Consider the following 19,741-nt stretch of genomic DNA (forward strand, 5'->3'; position numbering starts at 1 on the left):
CTCAAAGGCCGACATGCGCTTTCCGGCGCAATGGCGCGGCGAGAGTGACGTCTCCGTGACAGCGTGATCGACACCGGCGCGCGGCTACCTTTCGGGTGGAAGCTGCGCCGGGATTTGTGTTACGGTGCCGGACAGCCATTGATTCCGCTATGGAATTTCGAATGGCTCAGTTTGAATCCAAGTCTGCATGATGCGTTAGGGGACATTCCGCGTGCCGCCGATCCAATACATCGTCGAAGGCGGCCGCCGCCTTTCGGGCACCATCGAGCCGTCGGGCAACAAGAACTCCGCGCTGCCGATCATCGCGGCCGCCCTGCTCACCGAGCATCCGGTCACGCTGACCAACGTGCCGCGCATTCGCGACACCGAGACGCTGGTCGAGCTGTGCCGTTCGGTCGGCGCCAGTGCCGAATGGACCGAGCGCAACACGCTGCTGATCCACGCCAAGGAGATCCGCGCCGCCGATCTTGATCCGGCGCTGTGCGCGCGCATCCGCGCCTCGATCCTGCTCGCAGGTCCGCTGCTCGCGCGTTGCGGCGAGGTCGCGCTGCCGCCGCCAGGCGGCGACGTGATCGGCCGCCGCCGGCTCGACACGCACTTTCTGGCCTTCGAGCAGCTAGGCGCGACGGTCACCGCGACGCACCGGCTCGAATTCCGCGCCTCGAAGCTGAAGGGCGCCGACGTGTTCCTCGACGAGCCCAGCGTCACCGCGACGGAGAACGCGCTGGTCGCCGCCGTCGCTGCCCGCGGCACCACCTATCTGCGCAACGCCGCCTCCGAGCCGCATGTGCAGGACCTCGCCAATTTCCTGATCGCGCTCGGCGCCAAGATCGAAGGTGTCGGCACCAACACCATCATCGTGCATGGGCCGGCGACGCTCGGCAGCACGAGTTTCGCGATCCAGCCCGACCATATCGAGGTCGGATCGCTGATCGGGCTTGCCGCGGTGACCCGCTCGCCGCTGCGCATCGCGCGCGCCGGCGTCGAGCATCTGCGCTCGATCCGGATGGGCTTCGAGCGGCTCGGCATCGTCTGTGGCGTCGAGGGCGACGACCTCGTCGTGCCGTCGAACCAGACCTTGAAGATCCACGACGATTTCGGCGGTCATGTGCCGAAGCTCGAGGACCAACCCTGGCCGGCCTTCCCGGCCGACCTGATGTCGATCGCCATCGTCACCGCCACACAGTGCGACGGCGTCATCCTGATGCACGAGAAGATGTTCGAGTCGCGGATGTTCTTCGTCGACAATCTGATCGCGATGGGCGGCCGCATCGTGCTGTGCGACCCGCACCGTGCGATCGTCGCCGGTCCGAGCCGCCTGCGCGGCGCGCCGATGAACTCGCCCGACATCCGTGCCGGTATGGCGATGCTGCTGGCCGCGGTGTGCGCCAACGGCACCTCCACCATCAACAACGCCGACCAGATCGAGCGCGGCTATGAGCGGATCGATGAGCGCCTCAACGCGCTCGGCGCCAAGATCAAGCGGATCCCCGCGCGATCATAACTCCCTGCGGCAGCTTGGCCATCCTTCGGGCCGGTTCGCCGTGCTAGACGTGCCATCATGACCTGCATCGACAAGATCGACCCGGCCGCGTCGCGCGCGGCCGTCGTCCCCTCTCGCAAGCTGCTCACGGCCGAGCTCGCGGAGACGCTGAAGCTCGCGGTGCCGCTGGCGCTGACGCAGCTCGGGCAGATCGCGATGATGACGACCGATCTCGCATTCATCGGCCGGCTCGGCAGCGAAAGCATCGCCGCGGCGGCGCTGGCGCATACCGTGTATTTCGTCAGCTTCACGATCGGCATGGGCATGATGTCGGCGGTCTCGCCATTGGCCGCGCAGGCGTTCGGCGCACGCGACCCGCGGGTGATGCGGCGTGCGCTGCGCGTCGGCCTCTGGGCCGGGTTCTTCATGGTGCTGCCGCTGATGGCGCTGCCGTTCCAGGGCGAGCGCATCCTGCTTGCGCTCGGCCAGACAAAGGCCACCGCGCATCTCGCGCAGCAATATCTGTTCGGGCTCGGCTGGGGCATCCTGCCGGCGCTGTGGTTCATTGCGCTCCGCGGCTTCATGAGCGCGGTGAACCGGCCGGAGCCGGTGCTGTGGATCACGCTCGCCGCGATCCCGGCCAATGCGCTGATGGTGTACCTGTTGCTCTACGGCAAATGGAGCATGCCCGAGCTCGGCATGTTCGGCGCCGGGCTTGCGACCACGATCGTCAATCTCGGCACCTTCCTCGCCGGCGTCTGGTTCGCGGCGCGCCGCCGCCCGTTCCGCAAATATCACGTGTTCAGCCGCGTCTGGCGCATCGACTGGCCGCTGATGGGCAAGCTGGTCGCGGTCGGCGCGCCGATCTCGATCGCCTTTTTGCTGGAATACGGCCTGTTCGGCGCGGCCGGCCTGTTGATGGGGCTGATCAGCACCACCGCGCTGGCGGCACACCAGATCGCGCTGCAGATCGCCGCGATCCTGTTCATGGTGCCGTTCGGCGTCAGCATGGCAGCCACCGTGCGGGTCGGCCAGGCGGTCGGCCGCCGCGACGCTGAGGCGGTGCAACGCGCCGGCTTCGTCGCGGTCGCGCTGTCCGGCATCTTCATGAGCGTCATGACGCTCGCGGTGATCCTGGCGCGCTTCGAGATCGCGGCGCTGTTCCTCGGCGAGGCCTCCGACGCCACCGCGCAGCTCACCGCGATGCTGCTCTTGATCGGCGCGACGTTCTTCATCGCCGACGGCATCCAGACCACCAGCGCCGGCGCACTACGCGGCATGAACGACACAAAGGTGCCGCTGCTGTTCGCCGTCATCAGCTATTGGTTGATCGGCTTCACGTCGGCCGCCGCGCTGGCCTTCTGGGCCGGGCTCAAGGCGCCCGGGGTCTGGATCGGGCTGTCGCTCGGGACTGCGGTCTATGCGACGCTCCTGATCTTGCGTTTTCGCCTGCTGGCACGCAGACTGGTGGGATGAGGGTCGACGAGGTCACGCCGAACGTGGATTCCGCAGCGCTGCTCGCCGGCGCGCAGTTCGCCGATGCGTTCCGGATCGCGACCACGCGCGCCGATCTCGACGCGCGGCATGCCGCCGAAGCGATGGTGGCGCGCCAGCCGCGCTGGTTCGAATGGCTGGTCGCGTTACGCAATCTCCTGGTGGCGCCCTTCGGCCTGAAGACCTCGGGTGCGACCGAGGGCGTGGCGCGCGACATGATCGGGATATTTCCGGTGGTCAGCGAAACGCCGGAGCGGCTGGTCGCGGGCTTCAACGACAAGCATCTCGATTTCCGGCTTGTCGTCGACATCGCGCCCGCAGGGCCCGCGCGCAGCATCACCGCAACCACGCTGGTGCTCACCCACAACTGGTTCGGCCGCGCCTATCTTGCGGTGATCATGCCGTTCCACCGCCTGATCGTGCCCGTGATGCTGCGCAAGGTCGGCGGCTGACGCATGACCTTGTCGGTCGACCTGTTCTTCTCGTTCCGCAGCCCCTACAGCTACCTGGCGCTGCCGAAGACGCTCAAGATGGTCGCCGACTACGATGTTGCGGTGAATTTGCGGCCGGTCTATCCGCTTGCTGTGCGCGTACCCGGCTTCTTCAAGAAAACCGATCCGCGTTTCGCCCGCTATGTCGTGCTCGATTCCAGCCGCATCGCCAAGCACGAGAACATCCCGTTCCGCTTTCCGCGCCCGGACCCGATCGTGCAGGACATGACGACGCTCGACGTCGCCGCGCATCAGCCGTACATCCACCGCCTGACGCGGCTTGGCGCCGCAGCCCAGCTCGACGGCCGCTCGCTTGCCTTCACCTCTGCGATCAGCCGCGTGCTATGGGACGGCTCGGTAAAGGGCTGGAACGAGGGCGATCATCTGGCGCAAGCCGCAACAATTGCCGGCTTCGATCTCACCGCGATGGACGTGGCTGTCGCCGCCGATCCCGATCACTATGAAGCGGTCATCAAAGGCAACGAGGACGCCCACGCCGCGTCCGGCCATTGGGGCGTGCCGACCTTCGTCTTCGAGAACGAGCCGTTCTTCGGTCAGGACCGCATCGACCTCCTGATCTGGCGCATGGAGAGCAAGGGCCTGACGCGTCGCCCGGCGTAATGCGGGGTCACGCCGTGCTCTTCTCCGGTGTATCGGCGACGATCTTCTCCGCGGTCTCGGCATTCGTGCACCAATTGCCGTGACAGCGTTTGAGGTCGTTGAGGTTCTGCCGCATCTGGTCGAGCGAGAAGCCGAGCGCGTAGAAGCGTTCGGCGGCATCGACCGGCAGGCCGCGGATCAGACCGTCCCTGCGGACCGCAGCGACCTCCTCGCTGTAGGCATGCAGCGCGGCATCGACCGGCGCCATGTCGGCCGGGCCGCTGCCGGCGCGCAACGCGGTCGCGACCGCCACCATGTATGTGACGATCGCCTTGCTGACGTCGGCCAGCGGCCGCGCCAGCCTGACCTGGATCTCGGCCGGCAGCGGCACCACCGAGGCGCGCCCGATCATCACGACGTCATGCCGCAGCCGCTGGATGGTCCGCAGCAACGGACCGGTATCCGGCCCCGACGACAGATGCATCGAGCGCTCGCGCTCGGCTTCCATGCCGGTCGCGTGCAGATTGGTCACCGCGGTACCGATGCCATCCTGGATCCGGTGCAGCGCGTCGTTGTCGAGGCCGCGCGTGAGGCCGGCGAGCAATTCGGCAAACGCCGCCGCAAGCAATTCCAGCAACTTCGATCCATTGACCCGGATCTGGCTGACCGCGCGCGACGGCAGCACCAGGAACGAGATCGCAAGGCCCGTGAGCGCACCGACCGTGACCTCGAGGACGCGGTCGATCGCGGAGTCCAGCGGGTTGGAATGATGCATCGTCGGCAACAGCAGCACGATCACCGCCGTCACCGTCGCCGAATTCAGGCTGGGGTTGAGCGCGGCGATGAAGGCCAGAGGTACGATCGCCAGCACCAAGAGCGCCAGCAGGCTGCCCTCGCCGGAGTGCGGGATCAAGACCGCGATGGCGCCGCCATAGACGGCGCCGCCGATGGTGCCGAGCATGTAGTCGCGGGTCGCCTTCAGCGAGCGGCCGACGCTCATCTGCGTCACGATCAGCGAGGTCAGCACCGCCCACAGCGGCAGCATCAGGTTGAGCGCCAGCGCGATGGTATAGGCCGCCACGCCGGCGGACGCGATCCGGACCGCCAGCGCCAGCTGGGTCTTGCGGGTCCAAAGCTTGTCGAACATGCGTTTTGCGAAGGTCCTCATGCACCCTGATCCGCAATCAATGGAAAGGCCTATGTTAAAGGACGTCAAGCATGGCTGCTGCCCGCGGCGGCAAGGTGGCTTGAAAGGCCAGACCCGCCCGCCTACCCTGCGCCGCAAAATTGAGGAAACACGATGGCCCACGAAACCGCAACGCTCGCCGCCTATGTCGCCGACCTGAAATTTTCCGACATTCCGCCGGAGGTGCTGGAGCGCGCCAAGGTTTTGACGCTGGATTTCCTCGGCAGCACCATTCGCGCCCGCCGCGATGCGGAATCCACCCCCTCGCTGATGAAGATGCTGGAGGCGCTGGCGCTGGACGGCAAGGGCGAGGCCACCGTGTTCGGCGACACCAAGACCTGGACGCCGGCGGTCGCGGCGCTGCTCAACGGCGCGCTCGGCCATTCGCTCGACTTCGACGACACCCATGCCGATTCCTCGCTGCATCCGAGCGCGCCGGTGGTGCCCGCCGCGTTCGCGGTCGGCGAGATGGTCGGCGCCTCGGGCCGCGATGTACTGACCGCGATCGTCGCCGGCTATGAAGTGTGCTGCCGGCTCGGCAACGCGCTCGACCCGACCTCGCATTACGCCCGCGGCTTCCACCCGACCGCGACCGCCGGCACCTATGGCGCTGCAGCGGCGGCAGCCAAGCTGTTCGGCCTGTCGAAGCAGCAGATCATCTCCGCGTTCGGGGTCTCCGGCAGCCAGGCGGCAGGCTCGCTGCAATTCCTGGTCAACGGCGCCTGGAACAAGCGCTACCAGGTCGGTGCCGCCGCGATGAACGGCGTGATCGCGGCGACCCTGGCGCGCAACGACTTCATCGGTTCGAGCGACTCGGTCGAGGGCAAGCATGGCCTCTTGGTCGGCTACACCGACGACGCGCATCCGGACAAGGCCGTCGCCGGCCTCGGCAGCACCTATGAGACGCTGAAGATCGGCGTAAAGCCCTATCCGAGCTGCCGCTACACCCATGCCGCGATCGACGCGCTGATCGCGATGCGGCGCGAGCACAATCTGACGCCGGACCAGATCAAGAAGGTCGAAATCGGCCTGCACCGCAACGGCATCACGCTGACCGGCGATGCCGCCACCAAGCGCCACCCGACCTCCGTGGTCGGCGGCCAGTTCTCGATGTTCTTCACCGGTGCGATCGCGCTCGACCAGGGTCATTTCGGCTGGGATGACTACAGCCGGCTGGGCGACAAGGCGATCGACGCGCTCGCCGACAAGTTCGACGTGGTGCAGGACGACCGCCTCGAGGTCGGCCGCACCCATCCGTTCGGCGCCCGCGTCTCGATCACGACGGATGACGGCACCCATGAGCGCCTCTACGCCGATCCCTCCGGCGAGCCGACCTCGTTCCCCGACGCAAAGGCGATGCAGCAGAAGTTCCTGACGCTGGCCCGCCCGGTGCTCGACAAGCGCGCCGACCAGCTCGCCGACGCGATCCTGACGCTGGAACGGTTCGATCGCGTGGAGCAGGCGACGCAGCTGGGGCGGCAGTAGAGGGGCGCCTTCATCTGAAGCAGAGTCGAAGCGGCATCTACCGCTGTCGTCCCTGCGAAAGCAGGGACCCATAACCACAGGGCCGTGTTGCGAGAGTGAGCTGCGGCCCCAGCGTCGCGCGACAACAGAGATTTGGGGTAATGGGTCCCTGCTTTCGCAGGGACGACACCGCGTTTGGGAAAAGACGAGCGCCTCACCTACTCCGGCCCATCGATGATCACGAAATCCCCGTCCGAATATTTCTGCCGGATCGCCTTGGCAGCCTGATAGTCCGCGCAGGTGTAGCATTCCATCGCGGTGGCGCGATCCTTGAATTCGATGACGAAGTTGCGCTGGCGCGTTGCGCCTTCCATCACCTCATAGGGGCCGTTGCGCACGATGAAATTGGCGCCGTATTTCTCGAATACCGGCATCGCGGCGGCGAGGTATTCGGGATAACGCGCTTCGTCGTGCACCGTGACGTGCACGATCCAGTAGGCTTTCGGCATGATGGTCTCCGGCTGAGGCGATAATCGAAGAAGTGGCGCACCTCCTGCGAGATGCACCACCGCATCAGAAAATTCCTCGCGCGGAGATTCAATTCACGATCACGCGGGCAGTGTGTGAGAGCCGGTCAATTGCCGCCCGCGAGCTTCGCGTTGGCGGACGTCGCCGCGACGACATCACTAACCAGGTCAAACACACCGTCCGCCTTGGGCGGCGCGTTCGGCGAACGGCCGAGCCGCACGATCACCAGCCGCTGTGACGGCACGATGATCACATACTGCCCGATCGTGCCCTTGGCGAAGAAGGCGTCGCGCGGCCAGCCGTGCTCGACGCGATACTTGGCACCAAAACTGTCGCCGAGATTGGTCCAGAAACCCGCGCCGATGCCGACCCAGGCGTTCGGCGTCGGCGATGCCGAGTATTTCACCCAGCCCGCGGGCAGGATGCGCCGGCCACCGGCCACGCCGTCATCGAGATAGAGTTGGCCAAATCGCGCCCAATCGCGTGCGCTCGCCAGTATCTCGCCTGATCCTTCCGGCGTACCCGCCGCATCGAACTGCATGACGACGTTGCGCATGCCGAGCGGATCGAACAATTCGCGGTGCGCGAAACGCAACACGTCGGCGGCATGGCCACCGGCCGCATCGCGGATCAAATGCGAGAGGATGATGAAATTGCCGTCGTGATAGTTCCACGCCGCGCCTGGCGCGGTCTCGAGCGGAATGCTCTCGGCGTACGCGGCCATGTCGGATTCCATGTACTTCATGCGGTTGACCGGTTCGAGTGCGGAGGCGAGCGAGGCCTGCAGCGAGCTGCCGAGCGCAAGGCCCGCGGTGTGACGCAACAGCTGGTCAACCGTGATGGCGTGGCGCGGATCGTCGGGATTTTTCCAGGCCACGACCGGCACCGGCTGGTCGACCGCGAGCTTGCCGTCGCGCACCAGGATTCCGATCAGGGCCGAGATCACCGATTTGGTCGCGGAGAAGCCGAGCAAGGGAGTCTCGGTGCCGATACCGTCGGCATAGCGCTCGGCGACGATGCGACCGTCCTTCATCACGACAACCGCGCGGGTGCGGCGGAACGGCGGCTCCGCCGGCTCGGCAAAGGCGCGATCCAGCGCGGCCGTGAGCTGTGGGGTCTGCGGCACGACAATCGCGGAGCCGGCGATCTCGGGCAGCAGCGCGGCCTGCGGCCGTGCAGGCGGCAATGCGATGTCCGCCAACGCCTCGCCATGTTCGAGGGTGCAGCCGACCCCCTCGCGATAGACCGCATGGCTGCGGCCGAGGCCGAGCAGCGTCACGGTGACGTCCCTGCGGTCGAGGTCGACCTCGGTATCCATCGCCCAGGTGATCAGGCCGGTGCCCGGCATCGCATCGGTGGTCTCGGTGAAGTCCCGCTTCGGGTCGAGCCCGCTGACGAACGTCTCCGAGCAGATGACGTTGGCGACAAAGCCGGTCGCGACCTTCGGGACGTCGCGGGCACGGGCGGCGGACAGCACCAGCGCCCCGAAAGCAGTGGTGGCGGCGAGAATGAAGATGAGTTTTCGACGGGTCACGGGATCCTCCGGCATGACGCAATGGGTGCGTGGCCGGGATGAGGCCGTGCGGGACGGAAGCGTGCTCGCCGGATTTCGAAATCGGGCTAGCCGAGGATTGGGGGCGGCTGGCCGATTCTGGAATTATTCAATGATTACAGAACTCTACGAGCGAGGCACCTCTTCCCTTCTCCCCGTGTGGGAGAAGGTGTGGCCTAGGCGGCCCAAGGGCCGCCGTTCTTAAGGACGCCGATGCTTCGCATCGGCTATGCGCAGTCCGCGACGGATGAGGGGTCTCTATCCGCGGAAACGGACCCCTCACCCCGCTTCGCTGCGCGAAGCCCTCTCCCACAAGGGGAGAGGGTGCACTTGCGTACGCCGAGGGTTACGCCGCGGTCGCCTTCAGCTTCCGGTACTCCGTCGGGGTCACGCCGGTCGTCGCCTTGAAGGCGCGGTTGAAGGGGCCGAGCGACTGGAAGCCGGCGTCCATGGCGATGGTGATGACGGGGACTTCGGACTGCGAGGGGTCGGCGAGCGCGGCCTTGGCCTCCTCGATCCGGTGGTTGTTGAGGAAGACATTGAAGTTGCGGTAGCCGAGCCGCTGGTTGATCAGCCGCCGCAAACGGTACTCGGGAATCTTCAGCCTCGTCGCGAGCGTGCCGATGGTGACGTTGTCCTGGCGGTAGATGCGCTCGTCCGCCATCAGCCGCATCAGGGCATTGACCAGCTTCTGGTCGGCGGCCTCCTCCATCGCGACCGGCGGCGCATTGGCAATGACGGGCTCGACCGGCGCGGCGAACAGATCGGCACCGTCGACGCGCATCATCGCCCAGGTGATGGCGGCGACGATGGCGGCGAGCACGGCGGCGTTGAGCACATTGGCCCACTCCACCGTCACGCGGCTGCCGGCATAGGCGATCTGCAGAAGCGCGTTCATTCCGCCATACAGCGCTGAGGCGGCGACGATGAAGACACGGACACGGCGGCGGCGCTCGACCAGATCCGCCGACCATGATCCGATGGTCTGCGCCACGGCCAGCGCGATGAAGACGAGCCCCAGCAAATTGACGGTGGTAATCGCCGCTTGCGCGTGGCCGCCGGGCGCGATCCACATGCAGTTGACGTAGCTGAACGCGACCATCGCGATCCAGATCAGCCCATGCCACCAGCGCAGGGCGAAGGCTTCATCGAACAGCGCGCGGGTGAACAGCCAGAACACCACCATGTCGCCGGTCGCGAGCGCGATCAGCGGCGCGTGCCAGACCGAGATCGGCGGTCCGGCGCCAATCGACGCGGTCACCGCATGCGCGGCCGCGCCGAGCGCGAAGGCGATCACGAGCCGACCCGCCAGCACCTTGCGGAAATCCGCGAACATCGAGGCCGCAAGCACCAGCAGCAGCGTCACGGCGGCGGCGCGCAGGCAGAGTTCGGTTGCGGCCAAGGTCATCGGTCGAAAGGCTCTCCGGGTCAGCCGAACAATCGTCGCTCAAGCGGGGTTTTTCAAGCCGGATCGCGGCGCCACCGCTCGCGCGTCGTGACCCAGATATCGACCACCTCGCCCTCGAGCTTGCCCGGCCCCTCGTTCACGGCACCGAGCCGCCGCGCCACGGCCTGCGAGGCGGCGTTGGCCGGATCGATGCAATGGATGATGCGGTCGACGGTGAAATTGGCGAACACAAAGTCGATCGCGGCGCGCGCCGCTTCCACCGCATAGCCCTTGCCGCGATGCTCCCTGGCGATGCCCCAGCCGACCTCGAAGCCGGGCCATTCCGGCGGATAATACGGGCCGACACGACCGATGTAGCGGCCGGAGGATTTCTCCTCGACCGCGAACATGCCGAAGCCATGCAACGCCCAGTGACCGGAGATGACGGCCGCGTTGCGCCAGCCTTTCAGCTCCGAGGTGACGGGTTGATGATCCGGTGTGATGAAGCGCGCGGTTTCGGGATCGGACAGCATTTTCGTGTTGTCAGCGATATCGGACGCGCGCCATGGCCGCAGGATGAGCCGCGACGTCTCGATCACGGGACCATCGACCCGCAACAGCTTTGCGCCCGGCTTGATCAGAGAAACCATCGGCAGCTCCGGTTTCCAAGATTATGCTGCTGGCGTCGCCGGCGCGCTAGTGCCGCACATTCCGCCGTCGTCCCTGCGAAAGCAGGGACCCATAACCACCGCTATCAGTTGGTATGCAGGGCTGGGGCCCCAACCGTCGCAACATAGACATTTGTGGTTATGGGTCCCGGCTCGCGCTTCGCTTGGCCGGGACGACGGATGGAGAGTATGATCGCGGCAAAAGAGTATGATCTGGCAAAACTGCAAGGAGTCCGACATGAGCTGGCAGCCCTCGACCGATCCCGAACTCGGCGATCCCCAGACCTGCGACGCGCTGGATCTGATCATCGTGCCGCGCACCCGCGATCTCGGCGACGGTTTTGCCGTGCGGCGCGCGCTGCCGCACGGCAAGCGGCAGATGGTCGGGCCCTTCATCTTCTTCGACCATTTCGGCCCGGTGCAGTATCTCGCCGGCAAGGGCATGGACGTGCGGCCGCATCCGCATATCGGGCTCGCCACCGTCACCTATCTGTTCGACGGCAGCATCATGCACCGCGACAGCGAGGGCAACATCCAGGAGATCCAGCCCGGCGCCATGAACCTGATGACCGCGGGCCGCGGCATCGCGCATTCCGAGCGCACTCCCGACGTACAGCGCCGCGACGGCCAGAAAATGCTGGGCCTGCAGAGCTGGATCGCGCTGCCGGCGGGCAAGGAAGAGATCGCGCCGTCGTTCCAGCATTATGGCGCGGGCGACTTGCCGATGATCTCCGAGCGCGACTTCACCGCGCGCGTCATCGCAGGCTCCGCGTTCGGCATCACCTCGCCGGTCAGCATGGTCTCGCCCTGGTTCTATACCGAGGTCACCGCACAGGCCGGCACGAGCCTGCCGCTCGACCCCGACCATGAGGAGCGCGCGATCTATCTCGTCGACGGCGAGGTGGAGATCGCGGGAGACCGGCACGAGGGGCCGCGGCTGCTGATCTTCCGACCCGGCGACCGTATCACCGTGAAGACGCTGCGGCCGACCCGCATGATGTTCCTGGGCGGCGACGCCCTGGAGGGGCCGCGCCACATCTGGTGGAATTTCGTTTCCTCCTCCAAGGAGCGGATCGAACAGGCCAAACAGGACTGGAAAACCGGGCGTTTCACGCAGGTTCCGCACGAACACGAGTTCATTCCGCTGCCGGAGTGAGCTATTTCCTGTAGCTCTTTTGAGCATGATCTTTGCGGAAAACCGCTGCACACTTTTCCGGATCATGCTCTAGTCTCCCGCGCCCGCACGGCTCGTGCGGGCGCTCTTCGTTGAAGCCACCCGGAAAGACCACGCCCATGACCGCGATGCTATCCAGCGACCTGCCCCTGCCCCGGATCGGCCGCGGCAAGGTGCGCGATATCTACGCCGTCGGCGACGATCGCGTGCTGCTGCTCACCACCGACCGCATCTCGGCGTTCGACGTGGTGATGGCGGAAACCATTCCGATGAAGGGCGCGGTGCTGACCCAGATCAGCGCCTGGTGGTTCCGGCAGCTCGAAGGCACCGTGCCGCATCACATGATCAGCGCCGATGCCGACGAGATCATCCGCGCGGTGCCTGAACTGAAGAACCATCGCGCCGACATCCTCGGTCGCGCGATGCTGTGCAAGCGCACCACGGTGTTTCCGATCGAATGCGTGATTCGCGGCTACATCTCCGGCTCGGCCTGGAAGGAATATGCCGCCGAGGGCACACTCGCCGGCGAGAAGCTGCCTGCGGGCCTGGTCGAGAGCCAAAAGCTCGAGCCCGCGATCTTCAGCCCCGCGACCAAGGCCGAGGCCGGCCATGACGAGAACATCACGGTGGCACGGGTGCGTAAGATCGTGGGCAACGACGTCGCCGCAACGCTGGAGAAGATGGCGCGCGATGTCTACGGCTATGGCGAACGGACCAGCCGCGCCCGCGGCATCATCATCGCCGACACCAAGTTCGAGTTCGGCACCGACAAGGACGGCCGCATCATTCTGATCGACGAGGTGATGACGCCGGATTCGTCGCGCTTCTGGGCGGTCGATGCCTACAGGCCCGGCCAGCCGCAGCCGAGCTTCGACAAGCAGCCGTTGCGCGATTATCTCGACGTCGAGCGCCACGCCGGCCGCTGGAACGGCGACGCTCCGCCCCCGCCGCTGCCCGCCAGCGTGGTGGATGCGACGAGCAAGCGATACCTCGAGGCGTATCGTCGCGTCACGGGGACAGAGCTGAAGATCTGATCGCCGTTCTATCACCGTCACCCTGAGGAGCGCCAACGGGTCCGCGCACAGCGCGGCCCGATGACAGGCTCCGCGCGTCTCGAAGGGTCGACGGCCCGGCTGGTGGCCGTGCATCCTTCGAGACGCCGCTTCGCGGCTCCTCAGGATGACGGGGAGAAAACGGCGCTCGCCTCGCCCGCCCTGCGGAATTGCGCGCGTGGCTGCGGGATTGCGCGCACCGCGCCACTGATGTCACTCTCCGGAAACAACAAGAACACCCAGGGAGCGCCTCATGTCCGAATCCGATTCCGTGCTCGTCGAGCGCGACGGTCCCATCACCATCATCTCCATCAACCGTCCGCACAATCGCAACGCCGTCGACGGCGCGACCGCGCGCAAGCTGTATGACGCGTTCCTCGCCTTCGATGCCGACGCGAGCGCATCGGTCGCGGTGTTCACCGGCACCGGCGGCTATTTCTGCGCCGGCGCCGATCTGAAAGCGGTGGCGGCGGGCGATCCCGAGAAGAGGCGCGAGATCGGCGGCCACAACACCATCGCGCCGATGGGACCGAGCCGGCTGCGGCTCTCGAAGCCTGTGATCGCCGCGATCGAGGGCTATGCGGTCGCCGGCGGCATGGAACTCGCGCTATGGGCCGACATGCGCGTCGTCGCCGAAGACGCGACTTTCGGGGTGTTCTGCCGCCGCTTCGGCGTGCCGCTGATCGATCTCGGCACCATCCGCCTGCCGCGGCTGATCGGCCATTCGCAGGCGATCGATCTGATCCTCACCGGTCGGCCGGTCGGCGGCCCCGAGGCGCATCGCATGGGGCTCGCCAACCGGCTGGTGCCGAAGGGCGAGGCCCGCGCGCACGCCGTCGCACTCGCCAAGGACATCGCCAAATTCCCGCAGAATTGCATGCGCGCCGACCGCCTGTCGGCGCTGCGGCAATGGGACCTCGAGGAAGAAGAGGCGATCAAGAACGAGATGCGCGGCGGGCTCGATGTGATCGCGTCGGGCGAGACACTGTCGGGTGCTGCGCGCTTCGCCTCCGGCATCGGCCGTCACGGCGCCTTCAATAATGAGGGCGGGCACGGCTGAAGCGCGCGCCTCGCGCGGGCGATCGCCTCTCCCCGTCGCGTGGGAGAGGCGAACAAAGCGCGCGTTGGGAACCGGCTGTCATAAAAATCCTGTTGTCGTCCTGCGCCGGGCTCGTCTACCACTGGCGGCGAAAGTTTAGGACATTTTTCAAACGTGATTAGTCGGTCGCTTTATTTCGGCTCGCGGGCGCGGCGGGCGATGCATGACGTTCTCGGCGGCGGTGCGGCCAGCGTGCTCGGCATCACGTTCGGCCTGTCCTACGCGCTCTTGATCTTCGCCGGGCCATTGTCGCCCTATCTGTCATATGGCGTCGCCGCGACATTCATGTCTTCGGCGGTGCTCGCGACCTTCATTGCACTCGGCAGTTCTCTGCCTTTCGCGGTCGCCGGCCCCGACACCTCCACCGCGGCGGTGACGGGAATCCTGATGGCTTCGTTGGTCGAGCGCGTCGTTGCCGCCAATCCGACGGCGCCGCTGCTCGCACCGGTGTTGATCACGCTCGGGCTATCGACCATCGTCACCGGCATCGTGCTGTGTTGCCTCGGGTTGACGCGATTCGGCCGCGCCATTCGCTACGTGCCATACCCCGTGGTCGGCGGGTTCCTCGGAGCAACCGGCCTGCTGATCGTGCTGGGGGCGATCAGGGTGATCACAGGTTACCCGGTGCAGCTCAGCACTCTCTTCCATTTTACGAATATCGTCACGATCTCCGAGCTCAGCGCCGCCTGCGCGATGGCGCTGGTGCTGTATCTGACCTGGCATCGCTCGCGCACTCCGTTCGGCCTGCCGATCATCCTGATCGGCGGCGTGATGGTGGCGCATCTCGCATTCTGGATCATCGGCATCACGCCCGAGGAAGCGCACCTGACCGGCTGGACCTTCGCGCCGCCGCCGGCATCGACCTTCATGCTGCCGTGGCACGCGGCCGAGCTGGCGCAATATCCATGGTCGGCGGTGCCGGATCTGCTCGGCAACATGGTCGCGGTGGTGTTCGTGACAGCGGCGAGCACGTTGTTCAACACCACCGGCATCGAGGTCGCGGTGCATCGCGAGGCCAATCTCGAACGCGAACTCAACATCACCGGCTTCGCCAACATCCTGACCGGCGCACTGGCCGGCTATGCCGGCTGCATCTCGGTCAGCCGCTCGATTCTGAATTTCTCCAGCGGCGGGCGGGGCCGGCTGTCGGGACTCACCGTCGCGGCGATCTCGCTGCTGATGCTGGCTGTGGCGCCGCAGCCGCTCGACTACATGCCGAAATTCGTGCTCGGCGGGCTGCTGCTCTATCTCGGCGCCGACCAGCTGCACAAATGGATGATCGAGTCGCGCAAGCGACTGTCGCAAACCGAGTATGTGTCGCTGCTCGCGATCATCGCCATCATCGTGATCTGGGGCTTCGTGCCGGGCATCCTGATCGGCGTCATCATCGGCTGCGCCACCTTTGCGCTCAGTGCGGCGCGGGTCGAGGCGATCAAATACGGCTTTGACGGCTCGGAATATCGCAGCTCGCTGGATCGCTCGCGCGACGACCGCGAGGTGTTGATGGCCCATGGCGGCAAGATCCAGGGACTGACGCTGCAAAGCTATCTGTTCTTCGGATCCGCCAACCGGCTCTACCAGCACGTCAAGACGCTGCTGCGCGAGCACCCGGAGTGCCGCTATCTGCTGTTCGACTTCAAGCTCGTCACCGGCGTCGATTCGTCGGCGGCCTACAGCTTTGCGCAGATCAAGCGCAGCGCGCACGAGGTCGGCGTCGAGCTGGTGCTGGTGCATCTGTCGGCCAAGGCCGAGCAGGTGCTGCGCTCCAGCGATTTCATCACCGAGGGCGTGACCGTGATCGACGAGCTCGACCGCGCGCTGGAGTGGTGCGAGAACGAGATCATCGCGCAGCATCAGGAGCTGGCGCAGGAAGAAGCAGATCTGCACGGCTGGTTCACGGAGATGCTCGACAGCGAGAATGACGCCGACACGTTGATCCGGCGCTGCCAGCGCATCGAGGTCGACACCGGCGAGATCATCGTGCACGCCGGCGACGCCGCCGATTCCATGCACTTCATTCTCGACGGCCGGCTTGGCATCATGATCCCCGCCGAGGACGGCCGTACCACGCGGGTGCGCAGCCTCGGTCGCTACACCACGATCGGCGAGATGGGTCTGGTCGCACACACACCGCGCAGCGCGACCATCCAGGCCGAGATGGCGAGCGCGCTCTATGTGCTGAACACCCACCAGTTCGCCGCGATCCGCGACGAGGCCCCCGAGCTCAGCCACAAGCTGCTGACCTATTTCGTCTCCGTGATGGCGGAGCGGCTGACCTTTGCGAATCGCACGATTGCAGTGCTGCGGCGCTGAAGCTGCGCAACCGGGATTTCACCTCGCTTCATCCGGGCCACGAGGCTGCGCTGGTGAGCTACAGCAATCCCCGGCTCTCGCTCGCTGCAAGCTCGCCCATCAGCGCCTTGTCATCATAGCGCGCGAGCGACAGGCTACGGGCGAATTCGGGTGCCGACGCGCCGACCACGGCGCGGGCGCAGAGATCGCCGGTGGCGCAGGCGCCCATCGTGCCGTAGCCGGAGAGCGCCGTTGCGAGGAACACGCCCGGGGTCTTAGCTGCACCAATCAGCGGCCAGTTCTCCTTCGTCATCGGATAGTAGCCGCCGTAATGCACGCGGTCGCGCGGCAGCACGCCGAGATATTGCGCAAGGCGTGGCTGCAGCCGGCTCGCGGCACGCAGCACCACCTCGGGGAAATAAGGATTCAGCTCGGGCTCGCGGACCGGCGCCGTGGTCTGCTCGGCGTTGAAGGCCCAACCCAGCTTGATCCACTCGCCGTGATCGCCGCCATCCGGCCGGCAATGGATGCTGCCCGGCATCGGCGCCAGCAGCTGCGCAAATTCCGGCGCCGCCGACAGCGCCTCGCGCTCGTCCTCAGACCACGCCAGCGTCTGGCCGTCGAGATCGATCGCGAACGGCATCTTTCGATCGACCGCGCGGTTGCGATCGGCGAACGCGATCTTCTGCTGCAGGACGTTAACGATCGGAAGCGATTCGTCATGCATCGCCGCGACATGCGCCGCGAATGGGCCCGCGGCATTGACGATGATGTCGGCCTTGATGGTTTGCCGCACGCCATCGGCGAGCACCGCAACGGTGAAGCGATCGGCCCTTGCGATGCCGACCACTTTAGCCTGCTTGAATTGCGCGCCCAGCGGACGCATGGTCTCCAGCATGTACTGGCCGAGCTGCTGGCCACTGATGTCGCCTGCCCGGCGGATATGCAGCGCGGTCGCGACGTCCCTGTCGAAGGTCGGGTAATGGGCCTGGATCAGATCACGACCGAGCAGCACATCGACACCATCTGGCGCGGTCTGCCAGTCCGCCGAGTGAGGCGGCACATAGCCGCGGCTCGTCCCCTCATGCAAGCGGATCAGCTTCGCCGCCTGCGCGCCATAGCCGGCGTGGAGCTGCTGCAACAATTCCTCGGGCTTTGCCTCGCGCGTGACCAGGAGATAGCCGCGCCGCGTCATGTGGATGCGGTTGTCGCTGCGGCGCGCGATTTCTTCCATCAGGTCGGTCGAGTGGTTGGTGAAATCGGCCATCGTCGGATGCGGCCACCAATTGCGGTAGTTCTCGCCCGACTGCGCCGAGGTCAAGGCCATCGGCTGGCCTTCATCGACGATCAACAGCCGCGAACGCTTGTGCTGGACGGCGAGGTAATAGGCCGTGGCGATGCCGACGATGCCCGCACCGATCACCAGGATTTCGACATCGTTGGTCTTCACGCGTGGTCTCCCATAGGCTCGCGGCGGAGCCTGCGATGTTTCATATGGCTGAGCGATCAGGCCGGCCGTTCAGGGCCTGCATCGCGCAACGCCTGACGCTGCGCCGAGCGCAGCGTCTTCTGCGTCTCCTCGATGTGATCGCGCAGCAGGCGGACGGCTTTCTTGACCTCGCCGTCACGGCAGAATTCGAGCAGCCGGTAGTGTTCGCGCTGCGGACGCTCCTTGCCGGTCGCCTGCGACACCAGCGCCCGGGTGAAGCGGCCGACATGACCGTAATTCGCCTGGATCATCGCGAGCAGGCGCGGGCGATTGCACGGCGCGTAGAGCGTGGCGTGGAATTTCCAGTTGAAGGCGCCCCATCGCGCCGGATCAGGCTCGGCGTCGTAGGCGTGGAGGATTTTCGTTGCCGCCTCGAGATCGACCTCGCCCATCGCGGGGATCGCCAATCGCAACGCGTGACATTCGAGCGCGATCCGGATCTCGAGCAGCTCGATCACCTCGTCGATCGACAGGTCGGAGACGACGGCGCCGCGGTTGGGCAGGAAGGTGACAAAGCCCTCGGCCTCAAGCTGGCGCAGCGCCTCGCGCACCGGGATACGGCTGGTGCCAAACCGCGCGGCGAGCTCGTCCTGACGGAGCTGCAATCCGGGCGCGAGCTCGCCCGAGCTGATCGCGGCCCGCAAGGCCTCGCGCACGGCGTCCGGCGCGGACCCGTGAGGTCCGGCTCCTCTGGGGCTTGGGGCGGCTGCAGGTTCCATCCGGGTTCTCTCGATGATGGGTCGGGCTCAGATATCCGATCTAACCTAGATTGTATAAAATCGATTGGCCGAATATGCAATCCTGTGTATAAAATCGAGATCGATCATATCCAATCTGGTACCTGCTCACGAGCAAATTGATGAATCAAGCCGCCAAGCCATTGATCTTTTTTGCATTTCTTGCAGCCGCGACATCCGCCCCGGCACAGGCCCAATCACCCAGCGGCACGCTGGCCAAGATCCGCGACACCGGCGAGATCCGGCTCGGGCACCGCGACGTCTCGGTCCCATTCTCCTATCTCGACGACAACCAGAAGCCGGTCGGCTTCGCGATGGACCTTTGTGGGCGGATCGTCGATGCGGTGAAAAGCGAGCTCAAGCTGCCGGCGCTGCAGATCAGGCTGCAACCGATCCAGCTCTCGACCCAAATTCCGCTGATCGAGAACGGCACCATCGACATCGTCTGCGGTCCCGCCACCAACACGCTGGAGCGGCAGAAGGTCGTCGCCTTCAGCAACACGATCTTCGTGTCGAGCATCCGCGCTGTCGTGCAGAGGGATGCGCCGATCAAGACCTTCGAGGATCTCGGCGGCCGGCCGGTCTCGCTGACCTCGGGCTCGACCTCGATCGGCCTGTTGAGCGCGCGTGCCCAGGAGAAGAACTTTCAGACCAAGAACATCCTGACCGCGGACCATGCCGCGTCGTTCCTCGCGCTGACCACCGGGCGCAGCGAAGCCTTCGTGATGGACGATATCTTGCTGGCGAGCCTGATTGCCGGCAGTCGCAACCCGGCCGACTGGCGCATCATCGACGACAGCCTGCGCACCGAGCCCTACGGGCTGATCATCCGCAAGGGCGATCCGGAGTTCAAGGCGCTGGTCGACAACACGCTGGGCGCCATGATGAAGAGCGGCGAATTCCAGCAGCTCTACGCCAAATGGTTCACGCAGCCGATTCCGCCGAAGAACGTGAACCTGAATTTCCCGATGACGGCGCCGTTGAAGGACGCCGTCGCCAATCCGAACGACAAGGGCGTGTGACCGACAATCGCCCGGCCGGCGGC

Annotated in this window: 17 protein-coding genes; 10 read left to right on the forward strand and 7 right to left on the reverse strand. The window is 65.9% G+C overall.

What is annotated here, in order from left to right; genetic code table 11:
- Window positions 1-211 precede the first annotated feature (211 nt).
- The 4 genes from murA to JQ616_RS25730 are packed head-to-tail and all read left to right on the forward strand — an operon-like array spanning window position 212 to window position 4,089.
- The gene (gene murA / locus JQ616_RS25715; RefSeq protein WP_212019381.1) at window positions 212-1,504 is read left to right on the forward strand and encodes a UDP-N-acetylglucosamine 1-carboxyvinyltransferase; all 1,293 of its coding nucleotides are present in this window, start codon (window positions 212-214) and stop codon (window positions 1,502-1,504) included.
- Between the two features lie 57 nt (window positions 1,505-1,561).
- Complete coding sequence (locus JQ616_RS25720) at window positions 1,562-2,959, forward strand: MATE family efflux transporter (RefSeq protein WP_212019383.1); 1,398 nt, start codon at window positions 1,562-1,564, stop codon at window positions 2,957-2,959.
- The gene (locus JQ616_RS25725; protein WP_212019385.1) at window positions 2,956-3,429 is read left to right on the forward strand and encodes a DUF2867 domain-containing protein; all 474 of its coding nucleotides are present in this window, start codon (window positions 2,956-2,958) and stop codon (window positions 3,427-3,429) included. The genes JQ616_RS25720 and JQ616_RS25725 overlap by 4 nt, the downstream gene beginning before the upstream one ends.
- A 3-nt stretch (window positions 3,430-3,432) precedes the next feature.
- Window positions 3,433-4,089 carry a 2-hydroxychromene-2-carboxylate isomerase gene (locus JQ616_RS25730; protein WP_212019387.1) on the forward strand — a complete coding sequence of 219 codons (657 nt, stop codon included), beginning with the start codon at window positions 3,433-3,435 and terminating at the stop codon, window positions 4,087-4,089.
- Between the two features lie 7 nt (window positions 4,090-4,096).
- On the opposite strand, the gene JQ616_RS25735 is transcribed toward JQ616_RS25730, so the two are convergent.
- Window positions 4,097-5,236: an FUSC family protein gene (locus tag JQ616_RS25735; RefSeq protein WP_212019389.1), complete on the reverse strand. Its 1,140-nt coding sequence runs from the start codon at window positions 5,234-5,236 to the stop codon at window positions 4,097-4,099.
- A gap of 132 nt (window positions 5,237-5,368) precedes the next feature.
- Between JQ616_RS25735 and JQ616_RS25740 the strand changes: the two genes are divergently transcribed.
- Window positions 5,369-6,739 (forward strand): MmgE/PrpD family protein, encoded by a 1,371-nt coding sequence (locus tag JQ616_RS25740; RefSeq protein ID WP_212019391.1) that lies wholly within the window; start codon window positions 5,369-5,371, stop codon window positions 6,737-6,739.
- 197 nt (window positions 6,740-6,936) lie between these two features.
- On the opposite strand, the gene JQ616_RS25745 is transcribed toward JQ616_RS25740, so the two are convergent.
- The 4 genes from JQ616_RS25745 to JQ616_RS25760 form a co-directional block, all read right to left on the reverse strand.
- Window positions 6,937-7,227, reverse strand: a complete 291-nt coding sequence (locus JQ616_RS25745; protein WP_050425015.1) for a DUF1330 domain-containing protein — start codon at window positions 7,225-7,227, stop codon at window positions 6,937-6,939.
- Between the two features lie 125 nt (window positions 7,228-7,352).
- A complete protein-coding gene (locus JQ616_RS25750; RefSeq protein WP_212019393.1) occupies window positions 7,353-8,780 on the reverse strand; it encodes a serine hydrolase domain-containing protein in 1,428 nt (475 codons plus the stop codon).
- Between the two features lie 364 nt (window positions 8,781-9,144).
- A complete protein-coding gene (locus JQ616_RS25755; RefSeq protein WP_212019396.1) occupies window positions 9,145-10,206 on the reverse strand; it encodes a helix-turn-helix domain-containing protein in 1,062 nt (353 codons plus the stop codon).
- A gap of 53 nt (window positions 10,207-10,259) precedes the next feature.
- The gene (locus tag JQ616_RS25760) at window positions 10,260-10,835 is read right to left on the reverse strand and encodes a GNAT family N-acetyltransferase (protein ID WP_212019398.1); all 576 of its coding nucleotides are present in this window, start codon (window positions 10,833-10,835) and stop codon (window positions 10,260-10,262) included.
- A gap of 256 nt (window positions 10,836-11,091) precedes the next feature.
- Here JQ616_RS25760 and JQ616_RS25765 point away from each other — a divergent pair, with 256 nt between their 5' ends.
- From JQ616_RS25765 to JQ616_RS25780, 4 genes are all read left to right on the forward strand, one after another.
- On the forward strand, window positions 11,092-12,009 hold the full coding sequence (locus JQ616_RS25765; RefSeq protein WP_212019400.1) for a pirin family protein: 918 nt from the start codon (window positions 11,092-11,094) through the stop codon (window positions 12,007-12,009).
- A 137-nt stretch (window positions 12,010-12,146) separates the two neighbouring features.
- Window positions 12,147-13,061 (forward strand): phosphoribosylaminoimidazolesuccinocarboxamide synthase, encoded by a 915-nt coding sequence (locus JQ616_RS25770; RefSeq protein ID WP_212019402.1) that lies wholly within the window; start codon window positions 12,147-12,149, stop codon window positions 13,059-13,061.
- A 271-nt stretch (window positions 13,062-13,332) separates the two neighbouring features.
- Entirely contained in the window at window positions 13,333-14,139 is an 807-nt protein-coding gene (locus JQ616_RS25775; RefSeq protein ID WP_212019404.1) for a crotonase/enoyl-CoA hydratase family protein, read from the forward strand.
- 198 nt (window positions 14,140-14,337) lie between these two features.
- Window positions 14,338-16,491, forward strand: coding sequence for an SLC26A/SulP transporter family protein (locus tag JQ616_RS25780; protein WP_212019406.1), 2,154 nt, complete (start codon window positions 14,338-14,340; stop codon window positions 16,489-16,491).
- A 58-nt stretch (window positions 16,492-16,549) separates the two neighbouring features.
- Here JQ616_RS25780 and JQ616_RS25785 read toward each other — a convergent pair whose 3' ends face one another.
- Both JQ616_RS25785 and JQ616_RS25790 read right to left on the reverse strand, forming a co-directional pair.
- Entirely contained in the window at window positions 16,550-17,920 is a 1,371-nt protein-coding gene (locus tag JQ616_RS25785) for an NAD(P)/FAD-dependent oxidoreductase (RefSeq protein ID WP_212019408.1), read from the reverse strand.
- A gap of 56 nt (window positions 17,921-17,976) precedes the next feature.
- Window positions 17,977-18,615, reverse strand: a complete 639-nt coding sequence (locus JQ616_RS25790) for a GntR family transcriptional regulator (RefSeq protein ID WP_349630047.1) — start codon at window positions 18,613-18,615, stop codon at window positions 17,977-17,979.
- A 203-nt stretch (window positions 18,616-18,818) separates the two neighbouring features.
- Between JQ616_RS25790 and JQ616_RS25795 the strand changes: the two genes are divergently transcribed.
- Window positions 18,819-19,718 carry an amino acid ABC transporter substrate-binding protein gene (locus tag JQ616_RS25795; protein ID WP_212019412.1) on the forward strand — a complete coding sequence of 300 codons (900 nt, stop codon included), beginning with the start codon at window positions 18,819-18,821 and terminating at the stop codon, window positions 19,716-19,718.
- The last annotated feature ends 23 nt before the right edge of the window (window positions 19,719-19,741 follow it).

Origin of the sequence: Bradyrhizobium tropiciagri (genome assembly GCF_018130545.1) — a bacterium.
In the GTDB taxonomy this organism is placed as follows: Bacteria; Pseudomonadota; Alphaproteobacteria; order Rhizobiales; family Xanthobacteraceae; genus Bradyrhizobium; species Bradyrhizobium tropiciagri_A.